Below are 20095 nucleotides of genomic sequence, written 5' to 3' on the forward strand. Positions count from 1 at the left end.
GCGCGGGCGAGGGGTGATGATCGGGATCATCACCCCTCGATGACCGGCACTATCCGCGTCCCGCACCTGAGAGAAGCACCGTGAAATTCCTCGACGAAGCCAAGGTCTACGTCCGCTCCGGCGACGGCGGTCCCGGCTGCGTCTCGTTCCGGCGGGAAAAGTTCATCGAGTTCGGCGGCCCCAACGGCGGCGACGGCGGACGGGGCGGCGATGTCTGGATCGAGTGCGTGCAGGGCCTCAACACCCTGATCGATTATCGCTACCGGCAGCACTTCAAGGCGAAGAAGGGCGAGCACGGCATGGGCTCGAACTGCCACGGCGCCAAGGGCGACGACGCGGTGCTGCAAGTGCCCGCCGGCACGCAGGTCTTCGCCGAGGACGGCGAGACCCTGATCGCCGACATGACCGAGGTCGGCCAGCGGGTGCGGCTCGCCAAGGGCGGCAACGGCGGCTTCGGCAACGCCTACTTCACCACCTCCACCAACCGCGCCCCGCGCCACGCCAATCCCGGCCTCGAAGGCCAGGAGATGTGGCTGATCCTGCGCCTCAAGCTCATCGCCGATGCCGGGCTCGTCGGCCTGCCGAACGCGGGCAAGTCGACCTTCCTCGCGACCGTCACCGCCGCCAAACCGAAGATCGCCGACTACCCCTTCACCACGCTCCATCCCGGCCTCGGCGTGGTGCGCTCGGACGAGCGCGAGTTCGTGCTCGCCGACATCCCCGGCCTGATCGAGGGTGCGCACGAGGGCGTCGGACTCGGCGACCGCTTCCTGGCCCATGTCGAGCGCTGCCGGGTGCTGCTCCACCTCGTGGAGGGCACGAGCGAGCATGCCGGCAAGGCCTACAAGCTGGTGCGGCGCGAACTCGAAGCCTATGGCGGCGGCCTCGCCGACAAGCCGGAAATCGTGGCTTTGTCCAAGGCGGACGCGCTCGACGCCGAGACGCTCAAGCAGCAGATGGCCCGGCTCAAGCGGGCGGCGGGCGGCAAGCCGCTGGTGCTCTCGGCGGCCTCGGGGCAGGGGGTGCAGGAGGCTCTGCGCGCGATCCAGGCGCAGCTCGACGGACAGCACGCGACGGAAGAGGCGGAGGTGCCGGCCGAACCCTGGCACCCGTGACCCCGCCACCCGTCCTCGGAGCGGCGCTACGCCTCAGCCCGCTCCCGGAGACGGGCCTTGGCGCTTCGGCCTAACATCGGGCCATGCGCAGCTGCCTCGCCCTTCTCCTCGGCCTCGCCGCCTCCCCCGCCTGGGCGGAGGCCTCTTGCGATGAGCTGATCGAGCGGGTGCAGGCGGCCACCGGGGCCAAGGTCGCCGAGCGCAACGCCGACTTCGCCCGGTTCGATGCCGGCCCGCAAACGGCGCTGACGCTCTCCTGCGCAGGCGACCAGTCCTCCGTCGGTGCGCAGATCAAGGGCGAGACCGTGCCGGAGACCTACGACACGCTGTTCGCGCAGGCGGGCCATGCCGTGACGGGGATCGCGCCGGACCGCCTGAGGGAGGCTGCCCGGCAGGCCCGTCACGGCGCGCAGGCCAAGCGCCACAGCACCGTCGATGCGGAAGCCGCCCGCGTCACCTGCGCCGTCATGCGCCGGGAGTCCGGTCTGCTCACCCAATGCGCCCTGCTTCAGCGGCCCCGCACCTGATGCCGGAGGAAAGAATTGCGGGGTGCTGCCCCGCGACCCCGCTAATGGGATGATCCCTTCAAGATCCCGGCTTCATGGACTCGGCAGCAACGCCGGGACGGGATCGTCCGCGTCGAGGGTGCGGGCCACGGTGCGGGCGACGTTGACCAGCGCGGTCACCATCGGCGTCGCCGGATCGCGGCGCGGGGCAACGAGGCCGATGGCGTGGCGCAGGTCGGGCTCGACGATCGGGATCGCCCGCAAGCCCTCGGTCGGTCCCAGTGCGTCGGCGAGGATCGCCGGCATCACGCTCGCCCATTGCAGCGTGCGCACATGGGTCATCAGCACGACCATGGAGTTCGATTCGAGCGTCGGCGCCGGCTCGCCGCCGGCCGCGCGGAGCTGCTGGTCGATGATGCGCCGATTCTGCATGTTCGGCGTCAGCAGGCAGAGCGGAATCCGGGCGAGTTCCGCCCAGGTGACGCTGGCGCGGTCGTCGTAGGGCCCGCCGGCCGCGGTCAACAGCTGATAGTGTTCGGTGTAGAGCGGCACGGCGATGACGCGACCCAGCGGCTCGTTGTCGAGATAGGTCAGTCCCGCATCGGCCTCGAGGTTGTCGATCTGCGAGAAGATCTCTTCCGAAGTCGTCGAGATCACGCTGAAGCGCACGTTCGGGTAGCGTGCCCGGTAGGGCGTGGTCAGAGCCGCCACCATCGGCAGCGCGGTCGGCACGGCAGCGATGCGCAGGTGGCCCGAGAGGCCCTTGCGGAGCGCCGCCACGTCGTCCTGCATCGCACGCGCGTCGCCGACGATGCGCCGGCCCCAGGCGAGCACCCGGTCGCCCTCGGGGGTGAAGCCCTGGAAGCGCGAGCCGCGCTGAACGAGGCGGACGCCGAAGCGGTCCTCCAGGCTCTTCACCCCTGCCGAGAGCGTCTGCTGAGTGACGCCGCAGGTCTCGGCCGCGCGCCCGAAATGCTGCTCGCGGGCGAGCGCCAGGAGGAATTCGAGCTTGTCGATCACGTGTGCGCCGCCCGGACACCCGCAGAGAGGGCGGGCCTCCGCCGTGGTAGGCCGATTGCGAAAGCCTGCTCAAGACATCGGGATGAGATGCGTGTCAGCCGGCGTCGCTAGCACCCTCGCCCGCGAGCTGCGGGTTGCGGGTGGCCGGGCGCACCGGGCTCTCGGTCGTCGGCTCCTCGCGCAGGGCCTTGTGAACGAGGGCATCGAGCCGCTCGCCGGCCTCGTCGGCGTAGCCTTCGAGGTCACGGCGCATCTTCGGCGTCCAGAACGCCACGATGTGCTTGTGGATGCCCGACACTGCCTCGTCCTCCGGATAGGACCGGAAGAACAGGGCGATCTGGTTGGCCATGCGGACCAGCTTGTCGTTGGTTGTCGTCGCGCTCATCGCCTACTCGGGGTGTCCGTGTTTCGTTGTGGTCGTCCCAGCCTTTCCCTCATCCGGAGGCGCCGAAGCGCAGAGGAGGCCTCGAAGGCGGGTTCCAGCACGCTCGCGATCCCTGGCGCCCTCCTTCGAGGCTGCTGCACAGCACTTCAGGACGAGGGGGGATGAGTGGGAGAGGAGCGGGCCGTCGTCCGCCCCCAAGTCCCAAAGACTACTCCGCGGCTTCCGCGATCCGGGTGAGCGAGAAGTCTTCCTCGTAGAACTTCGCCTGCCAGTCTGAGGGCCGGTTCGTGCGCCGCACCTGCACCGCCGTCACCTTGTATTCGGGGCAGTTGGTGGCCCAGTCCGAATAGTCCGTGGTGATGACGTTGGCGCCGGTCTTGGCGTGGTGGAACGTCGTGTAGACGATCCCCGGCTGCATCCGCTCGGTCACTTTGGCCTTCAGCGCGATATCACCGGACCTGCTCTCCAACGCAACGAGGTCGCCGTCGACGATGCCGCGCATCTCTGCGTCGAAGGGGTGGATCTCCAGCACATCCTCCTCGTGCCAGCGGGAATTCTCGGTGCGACGGGTCTGCGCGCCGACATTGTACTGGGAGAGGATGCGGCCGGTGGTGAGGATCAGCGGGAACTTGCCCGTGGTCCGCTCGTCGGTCGGCACGTATTCCGTGATCATGAAGCGGCCCTTGCCGCGCACGAACCGGTCGACGTGCATCATCGGGGTGCCGAGCGGCGCCTTCTCGTTGCACGGCCACTGGATCGAACCGAGTTCCTCGAGCTTCTCGTAGGAGACGCCGGCGAAGCTCGGGGTGAGGCGGGCGATCTCGTCCATGATCTCGGACGGGTGGGTGTAGTTCATCTCGTAGCCGAGCGCGCGGGCGAGCAGGATCGTGCCCTCCCAGTCGCCGTAGCCGCCGAGCGGCACCATCACCTTGCGCACGCGGCTGATGCGCCGCTCGGCGTTAGTGAAGGTGCCGTCCTTCTCCAAGAACGAGGCGCCCGGCAGGAAGACGTGGGCGTACTTCGCCGTCTCGTTCAGGAAGATGTCCTGGATCACGATGCACTCCATGGCCCGCAGGCCGGAGGTGACGTGATGGGTGTCGGGGTCGGATTGGGCGATGTCCTCGCCCTGGATGTACATGCCCTTGAACGTGCCGCCGACGGCCTCGTCCAGCATGTTGGTGATGCGCAGGCCCGGCGCGTTGTCGAGCTTGGCCCCCCAGATCGCCTCGAAGCTCTCGCGGGTGGCGTCGTCCGAGACGTGGCGGTAGCCCGGCAGCTCGTGCGGGAACGAGCCCATGTCGCACGAGCCCTGCACGTTGTTCTGGCCGCGCAGCGGGTTCACGCCGGCGCCCACCATGCCGATATTGCCGGTGGCCATGGCGATGTTGGCCATGCCCATGACCATGGTCGAGCCCTGGCTGTGCTCGGTCACGCCGAGGCCGTAGTAGATCGCCGCCTTGCCCCCCGTGGCGTAGAGGCGGGCCGCGGCGCGGATCTCGGCCGGATCGACGCCGGTGATCGCCTGAGCCGCTTCCGGCGAGTTGCGCTCCTCGGCGATGAACCGGGCCCAGGACTCGAACTCGGCCAGATCGCAGCGCTCGCGGACATAGTCCTCGGCGATCAGCCCTTCCGTGACGATGACGTGGGCGAACGCGTTTATGAAGGCGACGTTGGAGCCGGGCTTCAAGGGCAGATGATGGTCGGCCCGGATGTGGGGCGACTTCACGAGGTCGATCTTGCGCGGGTCGGCGACGATGAGGCGGGCGCCCTCGCGCAGGCGCTTCTTCATCCGCGAGCCGAAGACGGGGTGGCCGTCGGTCGGGTTGGCGCCGATGACGAGGATCACGTCGGATTCCTCGACCGACTTGAAGTCCTGCGTGCCGGCGGAGGTGCCGAGGGTGGACATCAGGCCGTAGCCGGTCGGCGAGTGGCAGACGCGGGCGCAGGTATCGACGTTGTTGTTGCCGAAGGCGGCGCGCACCAGCTTCTGGACGAGGTAGGCCTCCTCGTTGGTGCAGCGCGACGAGGTGATGCCGCCGACCGAGTCGCGGCCGTATTTCGCCTGGATGCGCTTGAACTCGGAGGCCGCGTGGTTGATCGCCTCCTCCCATGAGACCTCGCGCCACGGATCCGTGATCTGGGCGCGGATCATCGGCTTGGTGATGCGGTCCTTGTGGGTGGCGTAGCCGTAGGCGAAGCGGCCCTTGACGCAGCTATGACCCTCGTTGGCCTTGCCGCCCTTGTAGGGCACCATGCGCACGACCTTGTCGCCCTGCATCTCGGCCTTGAAGGCGCAGCCGACGCCGCAATAGGCGCAGGTTGTGACCGCCGCATGGTCGGGCTGGCCGTACTGGTGGATCGTCTTCTCCTGCAGGGTCGCGGTCGGGCAAGCCTGGACGCAGGCGCCGCAGGACACGCATTCGGACTGCATGAAGTTGGTCGGACCCGCCGCCACGCGGCTGTCGAAGCCGCGGCCCTCGATAGTGAGCGCGAAGGTGCCCTGCGTCTCCTCGCAAGCGCGGACGCAACGGTTGCAGACGATGCACTTCGAGGGATCGTAGGTGAAATAGGGGTTCGACTCGTCCTTGGGCAGGTAACGGTCGGAGGACGGCTTGACGTGGTTGTCGCCGTCATAGCCGTAGCGCACTTCGCGCAGGCCGACCTGACCTGCAGTATCCTGCAACTCGCAATCGCCGTTGGCCGCGCAGGTCAGGCAGTCGAGGGGGTGGTCGGAGATGTAGAGCTCCATCACGCCCTTGCGCAGGCGGTGCAGCTTGTCGGTCTGCGTGTGCACGACCATGCCGTTCTCGGCCGGCGTGGTGCAGGAGGCGGGCGTGCCGCGGCGTCCATCGATTTCCACGAGGCACATCCGGCAGGAGCCGAACGGCTCCAGCGAGTCGGTGGCGCAGAGCTTGGGGATCTTGGTCCCCTTATGCATCGCGGCCGCCATGACTGAGGTGCCGGCGGGCACCGTCACGCTCTCGCCGTCGATGGTCAGCGTCACCGTCTGTTCGGAGAGCCGGATCGGCGTGCCGTAGTCGATTTCCTTGATGAGGGTCATGCGAGGGCCTCCTCACTCGGCCGCGACGGGCCAATCGCCCGCGCGCCGAAAATCCTCGGGGAAGTTGGTGATCGCGCTCATCACGGGCATCGGCGTCAGGCCGCCCATGGCGCAGAGCGAGCCGTCGGTCATGATCTCGCAGAGATCCTCGACGAGCTTGAGATTGGCCTCCGTGCGGATGCCGGAGATGACCTTGTCCATGGTCTCGACGCCGCGGGTGGCGCCGACGCGGCAGGGGGTGCACTTGCCGCAGGATTCGGTGGCGCAGAACTCGAAGGCGAAGCGGGCTTGGCGGGCCATATCCACGGTGTCGTCGAACACCACGATGCCGCCATGGCCGACGAGGCCCTTCTGGGCAGCCATCGCCTCGTAATCCAGCGGCGTGTCGAGCAACTCGTCGGGGAAGTAGGCGCCGAGCGGACCGCCGACCTGCACCGCCCGCACCGGACGGCCCGAGGCCGTGCCGCCGCCGAACTCCTCGATCACCTGCCGGATGGTGATGCCGAAGGCATACTCGATCAGACCGCCCTGGCGGATATTGCCGGCGAGCTGGATCGGCAGCGTGCCGAGCGAGCGGCCCATGCCGTACTCGGCGTAAGCCTTGGCCCCATGCTCCAGGATGTAGGGCACGGCCGTGAAGGTCATGACGTTGTTGACCAACGTCGGCTTGCCGAGGAAGCCCTTGAGCGCCGGGATCGGGGGCTTGGCCCGGACGATGCCGCGCTTGCCCTCAAGGCTCTCCAGCAGCGAGGTCTCCTCGCCGCAGATATAGGCGCCGGCGCCGAGCCGGACTTCCAGGTGGAAGCTCTTGCCACTGTTCAGGATGTTGTCGCCCAGCACCCCGGCCTTGACGCCGTTGGCGATCGCGTCGCGCAGGGTCTTGAAGGCCTGCGGATACTCGGAGCGGCAGTAGATGTAGCCCCGCGTGGCCCCTGTCGCGACGGCGGCGATGGTCATGCCCTCGATCAGGTTGAAGGGGTCGCCCTCCATCATGATCCGGTCGGCGAAGGTGCCGGAATCGCCCTCGTCGGCGTTGCAGACCACGTATTTCTGGTCCGCCTTCGCCAGCATCACCGTGTTCCACTTGATGCCCGCCGGGAAGCCGGCGCCGCCGCGCCCACGCAGCCCCGAATCGCGCACCTCCCCGACGATGCCCTCCGCGTCGAGCTTCAGCGCGGCTTCCAGGCCGCGGTAACCGCCATGGGCCCGGTAATCCTCGACCGAGAGCGGATCGACCACGCCGCAGCGGTGGAAGGTCAGCCGATGCTGCCGGGCGAGGAAGGGGATCTTCTCGGGGTCTCCGAGGCGGAGCCTGTGCTCGCCGCCCTCTGCGAAATTCGCATCGAGCAAGCTCTCGACATCGGCCGGGGTCACCGGGCCGTAGGCGATGCGGCCCTCAGGCGTGGCCACCTCGACCATCGGCTCCAGCCAGAGCATGCCGCGGGTGCCGGTGCGGACGATGCGCAGGTCGAGGCCGCGGGCTTCCGCACCGGAAAGGATCGCGCGGGCGACGCGGTTGGCGCCGAGTCCCAGGGCGACGGCATCCTGCGGGACGAAGACGGTGATGCTCACGCGCGGGCCTCCTTGAGGGCGGCGTCGAGGGATTCGGCGGAGAGGCGGGCCAGCGGCTCGTCATCGACCAGGGCGGCGGGACCGTTGGCGCAGAGACCGAGGCAGTAGACCGGCTCGACGGTGACGCCGTCGGCACTGGTGCCGTGCCAGTCGCAACCCATGCGGGAGAGGATCTCGCCGTGCAGACGGTCGGAGCCCATGGCCTGACAGGCCTCGGCCCGACACAGCTTCACGTGGTGGCGCCCTGCCGGCGGCTCGCGGCGGAAGTCGTGGTAGAAGGTCAGGCAGCCGTGGACCTCGGCGCGCGACAGGTTCAGCGCGTCGGCGATGATCGGCACCGCTTCCGCGTCGACGTAGCCGAAGGTCTCCTGCAGAGCATGCAATATAGGGAGAGTCGCGCCCTCAAGGGATTGCAGCTCCGCGACGATCCCAGCGGCACGTGCGGCGTTCCAAGGCTCGGAACCAGCCATGTTTTCCTGCCCAACTTGGTTTTGTTCTAAGGCCGGATCCAAACAGGGCTGGCACTAAAGTTCAATCAAGCTGTCTCGTCGCTTGACAAAAATCGTTGGTCAAAACGAGCAGTTTGCATTGCATCAATCGATCAAACGGGGCCTAAAAATATTTTTGATACCCGTCTGATTTTTCTTTGGCCTCAAGGAGATACCACCGTTGCGCGAGGGCTGGATCGCGGGGCGGCGAATGGGCGGTGGCCCGAGAGCCACCGCGCACCGTGCTCGCTGGCTCGGTGCTACGACACGCCCCGGACCGCCCGGAACTGCGCGTAGCGCTTCACCAGGTCGTTGATCACCCGCTCACGATTGTAGCCCGTGACGTCGTGCGGGCGGTCGCCCTCGGAGGTCTGGACCAGGGCCCGGTAATGGCGTTCGCCCGATGCCTTCGACGGATTCTCCGCCCAGGCGAAGCTCGGCGTCCGCAGGCCGCGCACGCGGATGCCGTACCGGAAGGCGCCGCGGTCGCTGTAGGGAACGATGAGGTCGACCCGCTCGGGCGACCGCACGACTTCGGGCGACAACCCGCTTTCCCGCATCTGCTCCGCCACCGCTTCCAGAGCGGGGGCGGCGGTCCCTTCGAGGAAGGCCGTCACGTCCTCCTTGCGATAGGAATGGGTGATCGCCGCCAGCCTCTCCTGCCAGGACAATCCGCCCGACGCCCCGGCAGCCGCCGAGGACAGGTCGAGGCCGCCGCTGCGCCCCTCCATCTGAAGCGCCCGCAGCAGGCCGTAGCAGATGAAGATCATCACCACCGAGAAGGGCAGGGCGCTGGCGATCGCCGCGGTCTGAAGCGCGTCCAGCCCGCCCGCCACTAGCAGCACCGCGGCGATGGTGCCGCCGCTGATCGCCCAGAACACCCGCTGCCAGAGCGGCGGATCGTCGGCCGCGCCCGAGGTGATCATGTCGATCACCAGCGCACCGGAATCGGCCGAGGTGACGAAGAAGAAGATCACGAGCAGCGTCGCCAGGCCCGAGGCGATCGTGCCCAGCGGCAGGTGCCCCAGCATCTCGAACAAGGCGACCGGCATGTTGTCCTTGACGATCTGCGTCAGGGCCACCGCGCCGCTGCGATCCATCTCGATGGCGGTGTTGCCGAACACCGTCATCCAGAAGAAGGTGAACAGCACCGGCACCAGCAGCACGCCGGAGACGAATTCGCGAATGGTGCGGCCGCGGGAGATGCGGGCGATGAACATGCCGACGAAGGGCGACCACGCGATCCACCAGCCCCAGTAGAATAGCGTCCAGCTCCCGAGCCAGTCGTTGGGCCGATAGGCGTAGGTCTGGAGCGTGCGCTCGACCACGGCGCCGAGATAGGCGCCGATATTCTGGACGAAGGCCTGGAGCAGGAACACCGTGGAACCGGTGACCAGCACGAAGACCAGCAGGAGGACGGCCAGGACGATGTTGAGTTCGGACAGGACCTTCACGCCTTTGTCGAGCCCCGAGGCGACGGAGAGCGTGGCGCAGCCGGTGATGGCGGCGATGAGAATGATCTGAACGACGATGTTGTTGGGGATGCCGAACAGGTGGGTGAAGCCGGCATTGACCTGAAGCACCCCGAGCCCCAGCGAGGTGGCGACGCCGAAGATCGTGCCGAGCACCGCGAAGATATCGATGGCGTGGCCGATCGGACCGTTGATCCGGTCACCGATGAGGGGGTGCAGGGCCGAGCGCACCGTCAGCGGCAGCCCGCGCCGGAACGCGAAATAGGCGAGCGCCAGCCCGACGACGATGTAGATCGCCCAGGCATGCACGCCCCAGTGAAAGAAAGTCAGCACCATCGCCCGCTGCGCGGCCTCGATGGTCTTGCCCTCGCCCACGGGGGGCGAGGCGTAGTGCTGGATTGGCTCGGCCACGCCGAAGAAGATCAGGCCGATGCCCATGCCGGCGCTGAACAGCATGGCGAACCACGACAGGTAGCTGTAGTCGGGCTCGCTGTCGTCCGGCCCCAGTTTCACGTCGCCGTAGCGGCTCAGCATCAGGAAGATCGCGAAGCCGAGAAAGCCGGCCACGCTGGCGATGTAGAACCAGCCGAACTCGCGCACGATCCCGGCCTGAAGGGCATCGAAGATCGACTTGGCCTCGGCGGGAAACAGCGCGCTGAGACCGGCGAAGGCGAGCGTCAATCCGGCCGAGGTGAAGAAGACCGGCGGATTGACCTGCATCCTCGGGCCCCTGCGGCCGAGCGGGTTCTGCACGGTGAGATCGTCCATGTCCGGGGCTGATTCCCTTCTTGCGTTCGAACGATCCGGTTGCGGCGGATGCGGGCAGCCGCGCAGCCTCGGAGCGGAGACGCGCTCCGCCCGACACCGGGAAAACGCCTATCGGACATATGTTAATCGCCGCGCTTCCGTTCCCGAGATGTGCCCCGGGGGCCGTTCAACTCTCGATGGCGGCGTAGGTCAGCACCCGCAACTCGCGGCGCAGGGGCAGGGCGGAGGAGGGGATGAGCTGGGTCATCAGCACCACCGCCATGTCTTCGTCGGGATCGACCCAGAACGAGGTGCTCGCCACGCCGCCCCAGGACGCCTCGCCCGGCGTGCCGAGGATCTGGGCGCGCGCGGGATCGAGCATCACCGACACGCCGAGCCCGAAGCCGATACCGGCGTAGGAGGATTCGGCGAAGCGCGGTTGGCCCATAGCGGCCAGGTCGCCGGGCAGATGGTTCATCAGCATCAGTTCGACGGTCTTGCGCCCGAGGAGCCGCACGCCGTCGAGCTCGCCGAGATTGAGGAGCATCCGGCAGAAGCGCAGGTAGTCGGCCGCCGTCGAGACGAGCCCGCCCCCGCCCGAGGCGAGCGGCGGCGGTGTGAGGAACCGGCTGTCAACGCTGTCGTCGTAGATCCGGAGCTTCCCGGCCCGGTCGAAGACGTAGTTCGCCGCAAAGCGCGCCTGCTTGTCCTCCGGCACGAAGAAATCGGTGTCGTCCATGCCGAGCGGGCGTAGGATGCGCGTGCGCATGAAATCGGCGAAGTCCTGGCCCGACACCACCGCCACGAAATGGCCGAGCACGTCGGTGGCCACCGAGTAGTTCCACTCCGCCCCCGGCTGGGTCAGGAGCGGCTGCTGCGCGAGCCGTGCGACCAGCTCGCCGAGCGACAGGGTCGAGGTCTGGAAGTCGATCTCGTTCTGGCGGTAGAGCGCGTCGACGAGGGTCGCCTCCATGAAGCCGTAGGTCAGGCCGCTGGTGTGGGTGAGGAGGTCGCGGATCGTGATCGGGCGCAGCGCCGGCTCGGTCTCGATCTTGGCCCGGTTGCCGCCGGTCATCACCCGCATCTGCGCGAATTCCGGCAGGAAGCGCGCGACCGGATCGTCGAGCTGGAACCGCCCCTCCTCGTAGAGCATCAGCACCGCGAGCGAGGTCAGCGGCTTCGTCATCGAGTAGATGCGGGTGATGGTGTCGGCGGCAAACGGTTTGTCCCGCGCGAGGTCCGCGTGCCCGTGCGCGCGGAAGAAGGCGATCCGGCCACCCCGCAGCACGCTCACCGAGAGGCCGGCCAGCCGCCCGCTCTCGACATAGCCCCGCATCCAGGTGTCGATCCGCTCGAGCCGGTCGGGGCAGAGGCCGACTTCTCGGGGATCGGTTTCGACCTGCATGCACGGCTCCTCGCGTTCGTATCCGAGAGCGGTGTAGCGGCCTCGCACGGCGTGGCGCCAGCCTGAAAACCGTTACCAGCCCATCGTGCCGGGTCCGCCCTTGAACGGGCCGACGAGCCCCGGCGTGATCCAGCCGCCGTAGAAGCCGCCGGGCTGCGGCTCGGCCCGCACGTCACCGACAAGGCAAGCCTCCATCGGACCGGCATAGAAGGCGACGTAGCCGGCGATGGACCGGAAGCCCGGCGTCGGGTCGGGATAGGCCCAGGCCGCCCCCGGCGCCCGTTCGCTGCCGCCCGTCACGTCGAACAGCACGGCCCGGCCTTTCCACTCGCAGATCCCGCCCCGGCGCGGGGGCCCGAGGACGCTGTCCGCAATGTCGGCGGGTGGAAAGTAGTAGGTCGGCGGATGGCTCGTCTCCAGCACCCGGAAGCCGGCCGTGGTCGCAGCAATGGTCTGCCCGCCGAAGATGACCGCCAGCCGCTCCGGCACCGGCTCCAGCCGGGGTGGGCGGGGGTAGTCCCAGACGCTTTCCTGCCCTGGGCCGGGGCGGACGGGGATGGGCCGCACGGGCGCCTCCGTTGGTGTCGCATCACCGGTTTGTCGCAACCGGCCCTCATGCTAGCGCAGGAACAGCCCGAGAGAAGGACGATGCCGTGAGCGAAACCGCAGATTACGCCCTGTTCCTCGATTTCGACGGCACGCTGGTCGAGATCGCGCCGCGGCCCGACGCGGTGCGGGTCGATCCCGATCTCGTGCCCGCTCTGGAGCGGCTGCGGGAGCGGCTCGGCGGCGCGCTCGCGATCGTCACCGGGCGCCCGGTCACGGTGATCGACGACTTCCTGAACCCCGCCCGGTTCGACGTCGCCGGACTGCACGGGGTCGAGCGCCGGGTGGACGGGACCTTGAGCGGCGGACGGCCGGAGGATCACCCGGATCTGCGCGCGGGCGTCGAGCGGCTGCACGCGGAGACGGCCCGCTACGAAGCCGTGCTGATCGAGGACAAGGGCGCCTCGGTCGCGGTCCATTGGCGGCTCGCCGCCCCCGGCGATGCGGAAGCGGCCGAGGCGATCGTCAAGGCGGTGGCGCGCGATCTGGGCGCCGCCTACCGGCTCCAGCTCGGCAAGGCCGTCGGCGAGATCGTGCCGGCCGACGCCACCAAGGGCCACGCGATCCGCGCCTTCGGAGAGGCCGCCCCCTATGCCGGCCGCCGGGCGATTTTTTTGGGCGACGACCGCACCGACGAGATCGCCTTCGCTTCCGTGAACGAGGATGGCGGGGTCAGCGTGCGCATCGGCGAGGGCGAGACCGTGGCGAGCCGCCGCCTCGCCGACCCGGAAGCGGTGCGCGCCCTGATCGCGGCCTGGGCCGAGGGCGCGCCGATCGACCCGGACGCACTGCCCGCTGCCTGACATCGTTCACCGCTGGGTTCACCGCTTGCCGAACGGCCCGCGCACCCTCTGTTAAGGTCGCGGCAAAGCACGGCGAGACGCGAGAGGCGGATGTTCGAATTCCCGGTGCTGATCGGCGATATCGGCGGGACCAATGCCCGCTTCGGCCTGATCGAGACGAAGGGCGCGGCCCCGCGTCTCCTCTCCCGCGAGGCGACCCACGGCCATCCCGATCCGAGCGCGGCGATCCGGGTCTCCCTGGCCGGAAGCGGCGCCCCGGCGCCCCGCTCGGCGATCCTGGCGATCGCGGGCCGGGTCGATGCTCCGGCCGTCCAGCTCACCAATGCCGACTGGCTGGTGGACGCCGCCGCGATCGGCCGGGATTTCAGGCTCAGCCGCGTCGCCCTCGTCAACGATTACGTGCCGGTGGCCGCCGGTGCCGCCGGCATTGCGCCCGACGACCTCACCCCGATCGGTCCGGTCTTGGGCGACGCGCGCGGCCCCCGCCTCGTGCTGGGGCCGGGCACCGGCTTCGGCGCCGCGGCTCTGATCCCCTACGAGGACCGCCTCGCCATCGTCTCGACTGAGGCCGGCCACACCGATCTCGGGCCGACCGACACGGGCGAGGCCGAGATCTGGCCGGCGGTCGAGCGCGTCGAGGAACGCGTGACGGTGGAAACGCTGCTCTCCGGTCCGGGTCTCGCGCGACTCTGCGCCGCGATCCGCGCCGTGCGGGCGGGCGGCGACGGCTCCCTGTGCGACCCGGCCGAGATCACCAGCACCGGCCTCTCGGGCGAGGATCCGCACGCACGCGCCGCGCTCGCGCTGTTCAGCAAGATCCTGGGCCGCGTCTGCGGGGATCTGGCGCTGACCTTCCTCGCCACCGGCGGCGTCTATATCGGCGGCGGCATCGCGCCGCGGATCGTGCCCATCCTGCGCGAGGGCGGCTTCCGCGAAGCCTTCGAGCGCAAGGCCCCCTTCGCCGAGCAGATGCGCGCCATCCCCACCAGCGTCATCACCGTGAAGGACCCCGCCTTCGGCGGTCTCGCGGCCCTGGCGAGCGAGGGCGGGCGCTTCGTCTATCATGGACAGAGCTGGAAGCCCGCGGGTTGAGCCAACCCCGCTCCCTTCTTGCCGCTGGCGTTGGCCGAACGGTCTGTTAACCATGGGTGGCGATAAGCTCGACTGTCCGGCCCGCCTCGTCCCGAGACGGCCGGAGCGTGGAGCCGCCCAGAGTCCCGACCATGCGCGCCAAGCCTTCCCTTTGCGCCCGCTTCCTCATTCTCGCAGGGGCGCTCGCTCTCCCAGTGGCGGCCGAGGCCGCGCCGCGGTCCCACAAGGCCAAGGCCGCGCCCGCGGGCGTCGCCGTCGATTACAGCGTCAACCTCGCCGGCATCCCGATCGGCAACGCCCAACTCACCGGCGCCTTCGACGGCCCGCGCTACCGCATGGACGTGTCGGCGGTGCTGACCGGCCTCGTCGGCGCGGTCACCGGCGGCCAGGGCTCCGCCCGCTCCTCCGGCAGCATCGCCGCAGCGCCGCTGCCGAGCGCCTTCTCGATCGCCACCCGCACCAGCAGCTCCGGCATCGCCGTGCGCATGGCGCTGGCCAACGGCAACGTCACCCAGGCCGAGATCACCCCGCCGCTGCTCGACACCGGCGACCGGGTGCCGGTCACCGCCGCGGCCAAGCGCGGCGTAATCGATCCGGCCAGCGCCCTGATGATGCCGGCCCGCGCCCGCGCGGACCTCACCGATCCGGAGAACTGCAACCGCACGCTCCCCGTCTTCGACGGCGCCACCCGCTTCAACGTGGTGCTGAGCTACGGCGAGACCCGGCAGGTGGAGAAGCCCGGCTACAGCGGCCTCGTTCTGGTCTGCAACGCCCGCTACGTCGCCATCGCCGGCCACCGGCCCGACCGGCCGGGGGTGAAGTTCATGGAAGAGAACCGCGACATGTCGGTCTGGCTCGCGCCGGTCGAGGGCACGCGGGTGCTGGTGCCGCTGCGGATTTCCGTGCGCACGACGCTCGGCACCAACATCATCGAGGCGACACGCTGGACGCGGACCGGCACCGCGACGGCCACGGGCGGCGAAGCACAGCCGGCCACGGTGGCCGATGCGAGCCTGTCGCAGCGGTAGCAAGTGGGGTCTGACGTGAGGTGCTTGGGCTGGGAGCCAGTATTGCCTGAGACCCCTTAAGGCAGCGAATGCTGGCAATTCGACGCCGCAACCGGAGGATCGTCATTCCGGGGCGCTGATGAGCGAACTCGGAAGCCACGATTGGCCGCGACGAGACTCGCGTTCAGGTCTCGACCGGGCATCACGGGTGGTTTCCGGATTCCGCTACGCGGCCCCGGAATGACGGCTGAGGCAAACCGGACGGAGCCGCCTTTCGCGGAATCCAATGACAGGCATCCTCCACCTTTCGGAGGGATGCTTGGCCCATCGAGGCCGCCGGGAGAATTGCGATGTTTCGACTTGCGGCCACCATAGCCGGCACGAACGCCGTCCGGATCGTCTGCATCACCCTGCCGCTCCTCGCTTCCGGCACGTCACTGGCCGGCGGCCCGCTCACGACCGGCCCCGATTGCGGCCCGGACGCCTTCTCCTCGGCCCAGGTGATCGAAGGCCGTCCGCCGCGCCGTGGCCCGCTGACAGTGATGCCCGACACCCTTTGCACCGATCTGACGCCGCAGCAGCCGCAGCCGCGGATCGACATCTACGCCTATCCCGCGATCAATGCGCCGGCTGGCGCGCCGGGGCCGGGCGTCCCATATGAGGGAAGGCCGCCGCGGTTCGTCCCGTCCCGCTAACGGCCGTTCTCCGCCGCAGGGTTTTTCCAGCCCGGCGACCCTCCGCTCCGCCGCCGGCCCTCAGCGCCGCAGGGATCGCTCCCTCCGCATGACGCTCCGCACCCTTCACCGCGAGGCCCGCGCGCGCGGGGTCACGGCTGTGCTCGGCCCGACCAATACGGGCAAGACCCACATGGCGATCGAGCGGATGCTCCTGCATCCGACCGGCATGATCGGCCTGCCGCTGCGGCTGCTGGCCCGCGAAGTGTACCTTCGCGTCGTCGCCAAGGTTGGATCCGAGAACGTCGCACTCGTCACCGGCGAGGAGAAGATCAAGCCGGACCGACCGCGCTACTGGATCTGCACCATCGAGGCGATGCCGCGCGATCTGGAGGTCGCCTTCGTGGCGATCGACGAGATCCAGCTCGCGGCCGACATGGACCGCGGCCACGTCTTCACCGACCGCCTGCTCTACCGCCGCGGGCGCGAGGAGACGCTGCTGATCGGCTCCTCGACCATGCTGCCGCTGGTGCAGGCGCTGATCCCCGGCGTGCAGACGACGACGCGGCCGCGGCTCTCCAGCCTGACCTTCGCGGGCGAGAAGAAGATCTCGCGGCTGCCCCACCGCACGGCGATCGTCGCCTTCTCGGCGGAGGAGGTCTACGCCATCGCCGAGCTGATCCGGCGCCAGCGAGGCGGTGCGGCGGTGGTGCTCGGCGCGCTCTCGCCCCGCACCCGCAACGCCCAGGTCGAGCTCTACCAGTCCGGCGAGGTCGATTACCTCGTGGCGACCGACGCGGTCGGGATGGGCCTCAACCTCGACGTTGATCACGTCGCCTTCGCCGCCAACTGGAAATACGACGGCACCCGCTTCCGCAAGCTGACGCCGGCCGAGATGGGCCAGATCGCCGGCCGTGCCGGCCGTCACATCGCCGACGGCACCTTCGGCTCCACCGGGCGCTGCCCGCCCTTCGAGCCGGAGATGGTCGAGGCGCTGGAGACCCACGACTTCGATCCGGTGCGGATGCTGCAATGGCGCAACCCGGATCTCGATTTCGCCTCCCTCGAAAAGCTGCAGGTGAGCCTCGACGAGCACCCGCACGAGCAGGGGCTGACCCGCGCGCCAATGGGCGAGGACCAGCAGGCACTCGAGATCCTGATGCGCGAGGACGACATCCGCGACATGGCCAAGGGGCCGGCGGCGGTGCGGCGCCTGTGGGACACCTGCGGCGTGCCGGACTACCGCAAGGTCCATCCCCAGACCCATGCCGACCTCGTGGCGCAGCTCTACCGCTTCCTCATGCGCGGCATGGCGGGGCGCATCCCCAACGACTGGTTCGCCCGCCACGTGGCGATGATCGACCGCACCGACGGCGACATCGATGCCCTGTCCCAGCGCATCGCGCAGGGGCGCACCTGGACCTTCGTGGCGAATCGACCCGACTGGTTGCTCGATCCTCTGCATTGGCAGGGCGAGACGCGTCGGGTAGAGGACAGATTGTCCGACGCCCTGCACGAGCGCCTCGCGAGCCGCTTCGTCGACAGGCGCACCAGCGTCCTGATGCGGCGCTTGAGAGAGAAGACGATGCTGGAAGCCGAAATCACCTCCGGCGGTGACGTCACCGTCGAGGGTCAACATGTGGGCCGTCTTCACGGCTTCCAATTCGTGCCCGACCCTCAGGCCGAGGGCCACGAAGCCAAAACCCTGCGCTCCGCCGCCGACAAGGCGCTGGCCGGTGAGATCGAGGCGCGGGCCGACCGGTTCGCCTCGGCGGCCGACGCCGCCCTGGTGCTCTCGCATGAGGGCATCATCCGCTGGACCGGAGATCCGGTCGCCAAGCTGACGCCGGGCGACAAGCTGTTCGAGCCGGGCATCCGCCTCATTGCCGACGACAGCCTCGCCGGCGCATCGCGCGAGAAGGTCGAGGCGCGGCTCGCCGCGTGGCTGCGGGCGCATGTGGTGCGGTTGCTCGGGCCGCTGATGGAGATCGAGTCGGCCGCCGACCTCACGGGGCTGGCCCGCGGCATCGGCTACCAAGTGGTCGAGGCGCTCGGCGTGCTGGAGCGGGCCAAGGTGGCGCACGAGATGCGCAGCCTCGATCAGGACGGACGCGCCAATCTCCGCCGCCACGGCGTGCGCTTCGGCGCCTACCACATCTTCCTGCCCGCGCTCCTGAAGCCGGCGCCGCGCACGCTCGCCGCCCAGCTCTGGGCGCTCAAGAGCGGCGGCCTCGACCAGCCGGGCCTCGACGAGATCGCCCATCTGGCCAGCTCCGGCCGCACCTCGATCAAGGTCGATCCGGCCATCGCCAAGGGCCTCTACCGCGCCGCCGGCTTCCGGGTCTGCGGCGAGCGGGCGGTGCGCGTCGACATCCTCGAGCGGCTCGCCGACCTGATCCGCCCGGCCATCGCCTACCGCCCCGGCACCACGCCCGGCGAACCGCCGGCCGGCACCGCCGACGGCGACGGGTTCGTGGCCACCGTCAACATGACCTCGCTGGTCGGCTGCTCGGGCGAGGATTTCGCGTCGATCCTGAAGTCGCTCGGCTACGTGGCGCAGAGCCGCCCCGGCCCGGCCATCACCGTGCCGCTGGTCGCCGCCGCCCCGACCGTCCCCGCCGCGCGCGCCGCCGAGGCCGCGCCGGAGGAGACGGCTGCGGAAGGCCCGACCGGGGAAGCGGCTCAGGACGCCGCGCCGGAGACGGCCGAGGGTGACGTTGGGGCCGAGCCGGCGCTCGCATCTGCCTTCGAGCCGACCTCCGACGAAAGCGCCGAGGCCTCGACCGAGACGGCGGCTCCCGAGGCAGAGCCGGCGGAGGCATCCACCGAGGCGGAGGCTCCGGCGGACGAGCCGGCACCGGCCGAGACCGCGACCGAGGCCGCTGCACCGGAAGCGTCTGCCCCGGAAGCGTCTGCCCCGATGCCGGCCGAGACCGCAGCCGCCGCACAGGACGCAGCCGCGACCGGTGAGGTCGAGGCTGTCGATGCCGCCGATTCGGCACTCCCCACCGAGTCCGCTGCCGAAGTGCCCACACCGGAGACGACGGCCTCCGAAGCCGGCGCCGAGCCGGCCGCGCCCGAGACCGTCGAGGTCTGGCACCTGCATCGTCCGCAACGCCATTCCGGCCCGCGGCACGGTCGCGGCCAGGGTCGCCAGGATGGGCGCCCGGACGGACGGCAAGAGGGGCGGCAAGAGGGACGTCAGGATGGCCGCCAGGGCGAGCGCCGGGGCGATGGTCCGCGCCGTCCCCGCGAGGATCGTCCGGAGGGCGGACGTCCCGCCCGGGCCGAGGGAAGGGGCGAGGGGCGCCGGGACGGCCAGGGGGAGGGCGGCCCGCGCCGCGATCACCCCCGCAACCGGCCCGACCGCCGCGACGACAACCGCCGCCCGAACGCCGAGCCGCGCCCGCCGCGCCGCGAGCGCCAGCCCGATCCCGACTCGCCCTTCGCCGCGCTCGCCGCCCTGAAGGCGAAGCTCGAAACCGACGGGGGCAAGCGCTGAGACCGCCTCTCCCGAGCGCGGAATGAGCGAGGGGCGCCAGCGCCTCGACAAGTGGCTGTGGTTCGCGCGCTTCGCGCGGACCCGTTCGATGGCGGCCCGGCTCGTCACCGACGGCCATGTCCGGGTGAACGGCACTCGCGCCGACGCGCCGGCCAAGGCGGTCCATTGCGGCGACGTGCTCACCGTCGCCGCGCCCCACGGCACGATGCTGGTGCGAGTGCTCGATCTCGGCGAGCGCCGGGGTGGCGCCCCTGAGGCGCAGCGGCTCTACGAACCCGTCGGCGACGGCGCCGCCTGAGGGCTCAAACGCGGCAATTCTCTCTCCCGGCGAACCTGCCGCTTGATCATCGCCGCGCAAGCCTCTAAGCGGACCGCGCCTTTAGTGTCTCTCACAAAACTCCCGCTGCGCCGTCGCGGCCAGAAGGAGGGCTCCCGAGACCCGGGAGTTTTGCGAGGCACTCTTACGCCCGGCTCATGCCCGGTCCCGCGGTAGGATTGCACGATGGCCAAGGAAAAGTTCACCCGTTCGAAGCCGCACTGCAACATCGGCACGATCGGACACGTCGATCACGGCAAGACGTCGCTGACGGCGGCGATCACGAAGGTTCTGGCGGAGTCGGGCGGGGCGACCTTCACGGCC

Annotated in this window: 17 protein-coding genes; 9 read left to right on the forward strand and 8 right to left on the reverse strand. The window is 69.6% G+C overall.

Annotated elements, in window-relative coordinates; all coding sequences use genetic code 11:
- Positions 1 to 80 precede the first annotated feature (80 nt).
- On the forward strand, positions 81 to 1115 hold the full coding sequence (obgE, locus tag MFF24_RS15705) for a GTPase ObgE (protein ID WP_133089574.1): 1035 nt from the start codon (positions 81 to 83) through the stop codon (positions 1113 to 1115).
- A gap of 83 nt (positions 1116 to 1198) precedes the next feature.
- Positions 1199 to 1642: a hypothetical protein gene (locus tag MFF24_RS15710; protein WP_238225428.1), complete on the forward strand. Its 444-nt coding sequence runs from the start codon at positions 1199 to 1201 to the stop codon at positions 1640 to 1642.
- Between the two features lie 72 nt (positions 1643 to 1714).
- On the opposite strand, the gene MFF24_RS15715 is transcribed toward MFF24_RS15710, so the two are convergent.
- From MFF24_RS15715 to MFF24_RS15750, 8 genes are all read right to left on the reverse strand, one after another.
- Positions 1715 to 2641, reverse strand: coding sequence for a LysR family transcriptional regulator (locus MFF24_RS15715; RefSeq protein ID WP_238225430.1), 927 nt, complete (start codon positions 2639 to 2641; stop codon positions 1715 to 1717).
- A 94-nt stretch (positions 2642 to 2735) separates the two neighbouring features.
- On the reverse strand, positions 2736 to 3026 hold the full coding sequence (locus tag MFF24_RS15720) for a formate dehydrogenase subunit delta (RefSeq protein WP_108942104.1): 291 nt from the start codon (positions 3024 to 3026) through the stop codon (positions 2736 to 2738).
- A gap of 208 nt (positions 3027 to 3234) precedes the next feature.
- The gene (gene fdhF / locus MFF24_RS15725; RefSeq protein WP_238225432.1) at positions 3235 to 6087 is read right to left on the reverse strand and encodes a formate dehydrogenase subunit alpha; all 2853 of its coding nucleotides are present in this window, start codon (positions 6085 to 6087) and stop codon (positions 3235 to 3237) included.
- 12 nt (positions 6088 to 6099) lie between these two features.
- On the reverse strand, positions 6100 to 7659 hold the full coding sequence (locus tag MFF24_RS15730; RefSeq protein WP_238225434.1) for a formate dehydrogenase beta subunit: 1560 nt from the start codon (positions 7657 to 7659) through the stop codon (positions 6100 to 6102).
- Positions 7656 to 8129, reverse strand: coding sequence for a formate dehydrogenase subunit gamma (locus MFF24_RS15735; protein ID WP_166060886.1), 474 nt, complete (start codon positions 8127 to 8129; stop codon positions 7656 to 7658). The genes MFF24_RS15730 and MFF24_RS15735 overlap by 4 nt, the downstream gene beginning before the upstream one ends.
- A gap of 278 nt (positions 8130 to 8407) precedes the next feature.
- On the reverse strand, positions 8408 to 10339 hold the full coding sequence (locus tag MFF24_RS15740) for a BCCT family transporter (RefSeq protein ID WP_373322700.1): 1932 nt from the start codon (positions 10337 to 10339) through the stop codon (positions 8408 to 8410).
- A gap of 214 nt (positions 10340 to 10553) precedes the next feature.
- Positions 10554 to 11771, reverse strand: coding sequence for a serine hydrolase domain-containing protein (locus MFF24_RS15745; protein ID WP_238225439.1), 1218 nt, complete (start codon positions 11769 to 11771; stop codon positions 10554 to 10556).
- 72 nt (positions 11772 to 11843) lie between these two features.
- On the reverse strand, positions 11844 to 12338 hold the full coding sequence (locus tag MFF24_RS15750) for a DUF427 domain-containing protein (protein ID WP_238225441.1): 495 nt from the start codon (positions 12336 to 12338) through the stop codon (positions 11844 to 11846).
- An 86-nt stretch (positions 12339 to 12424) separates the two neighbouring features.
- Between MFF24_RS15750 and otsB the strand changes: the two genes are divergently transcribed.
- The 7 genes from otsB to MFF24_RS15785 all read left to right on the forward strand — a co-directional run.
- Positions 12425 to 13180 carry a trehalose-phosphatase gene (otsB, locus tag MFF24_RS15755; protein WP_238225444.1) on the forward strand — a complete coding sequence of 252 codons (756 nt, stop codon included), beginning with the start codon at positions 12425 to 12427 and terminating at the stop codon, positions 13178 to 13180.
- Positions 13181 to 13270: 90 nt separating this feature from the next.
- On the forward strand, positions 13271 to 14272 hold the full coding sequence (locus MFF24_RS15760) for a glucokinase (protein ID WP_238225445.1): 1002 nt from the start codon (positions 13271 to 13273) through the stop codon (positions 14270 to 14272).
- A 131-nt stretch (positions 14273 to 14403) separates the two neighbouring features.
- On the forward strand, positions 14404 to 15300 hold the full coding sequence (locus MFF24_RS15765) for a DUF3108 domain-containing protein (RefSeq protein WP_238225447.1): 897 nt from the start codon (positions 14404 to 14406) through the stop codon (positions 15298 to 15300).
- Positions 15301 to 15629: 329 nt separating this feature from the next.
- Positions 15630 to 15974 carry a hypothetical protein gene (locus tag MFF24_RS15770; protein WP_238225449.1) on the forward strand — a complete coding sequence of 115 codons (345 nt, stop codon included), beginning with the start codon at positions 15630 to 15632 and terminating at the stop codon, positions 15972 to 15974.
- Positions 15975 to 16062: 88 nt separating this feature from the next.
- Positions 16063 to 19455: a helicase-related protein gene (locus tag MFF24_RS15775; RefSeq protein WP_238225452.1), complete on the forward strand. Its 3393-nt coding sequence runs from the start codon at positions 16063 to 16065 to the stop codon at positions 19453 to 19455.
- 22 nt (positions 19456 to 19477) lie between these two features.
- Positions 19478 to 19753, forward strand: coding sequence for an RNA-binding S4 domain-containing protein (locus MFF24_RS15780; RefSeq protein WP_238225454.1), 276 nt, complete (start codon positions 19478 to 19480; stop codon positions 19751 to 19753).
- A 204-nt stretch (positions 19754 to 19957) separates the two neighbouring features.
- The coding region (locus MFF24_RS15785; protein WP_238225459.1) for a GTP-binding protein at positions 19958 to 20095 on the forward strand (138 nt) is incomplete at its 3' end.

Origin of the sequence: Methylorubrum aminovorans (genome assembly GCF_022179725.1) — a bacterium.
In the GTDB taxonomy this organism is placed as follows: Bacteria; Pseudomonadota; Alphaproteobacteria; order Rhizobiales; family Beijerinckiaceae; genus Methylobacterium; species Methylobacterium aminovorans.

Bases quoted from the DNA above. Each gene is read 5' to 3' on its own strand.
- MFF24_RS15760 (WP_238225445.1), top strand. From the start codon at position 13,271: ATGTTCGAATTCCCGGTGCTGATCGGCGATATCGGCGGGACCAATGCC.
- fdhF (WP_238225432.1), bottom strand. From the start codon at position 6,087: ATGACCCTCATCAAGGAAATCGACTACGGCACGCCGATCCGGCTCTCC.
- MFF24_RS15780 (WP_238225454.1), top strand. From the start codon at position 19,478: ATGAGCGAGGGGCGCCAGCGCCTCGACAAGTGGCTGTGGTTCGCGCGC.
- MFF24_RS15735 (WP_166060886.1), bottom strand. From the start codon at position 8,129: ATGGCTGGTTCCGAGCCTTGGAACGCCGCACGTGCCGCTGGGATCGTC.
- MFF24_RS15745 (WP_238225439.1), bottom strand. From the start codon at position 11,771: ATGCAGGTCGAAACCGATCCCCGAGAAGTCGGCCTCTGCCCCGACCGG.
- MFF24_RS15740 (WP_373322700.1), bottom strand. From the start codon at position 10,339: ATGCAGGTCAATCCGCCGGTCTTCTTCACCTCGGCCGGATTGACGCTC.
- MFF24_RS15710 (WP_238225428.1), top strand. From the start codon at position 1,199: ATGCGCAGCTGCCTCGCCCTTCTCCTCGGCCTCGCCGCCTCCCCCGCC.
- MFF24_RS15775 (WP_238225452.1), top strand. From the start codon at position 16,063: ATGACGCTCCGCACCCTTCACCGCGAGGCCCGCGCGCGCGGGGTCACG.
- MFF24_RS15770 (WP_238225449.1), top strand. From the start codon at position 15,630: ATGTTTCGACTTGCGGCCACCATAGCCGGCACGAACGCCGTCCGGATC.
- MFF24_RS15765 (WP_238225447.1), top strand. From the start codon at position 14,404: ATGCGCGCCAAGCCTTCCCTTTGCGCCCGCTTCCTCATTCTCGCAGGG.
- MFF24_RS15720 (WP_108942104.1), bottom strand. From the start codon at position 3,026: ATGAGCGCGACGACAACCAACGACAAGCTGGTCCGCATGGCCAACCAG.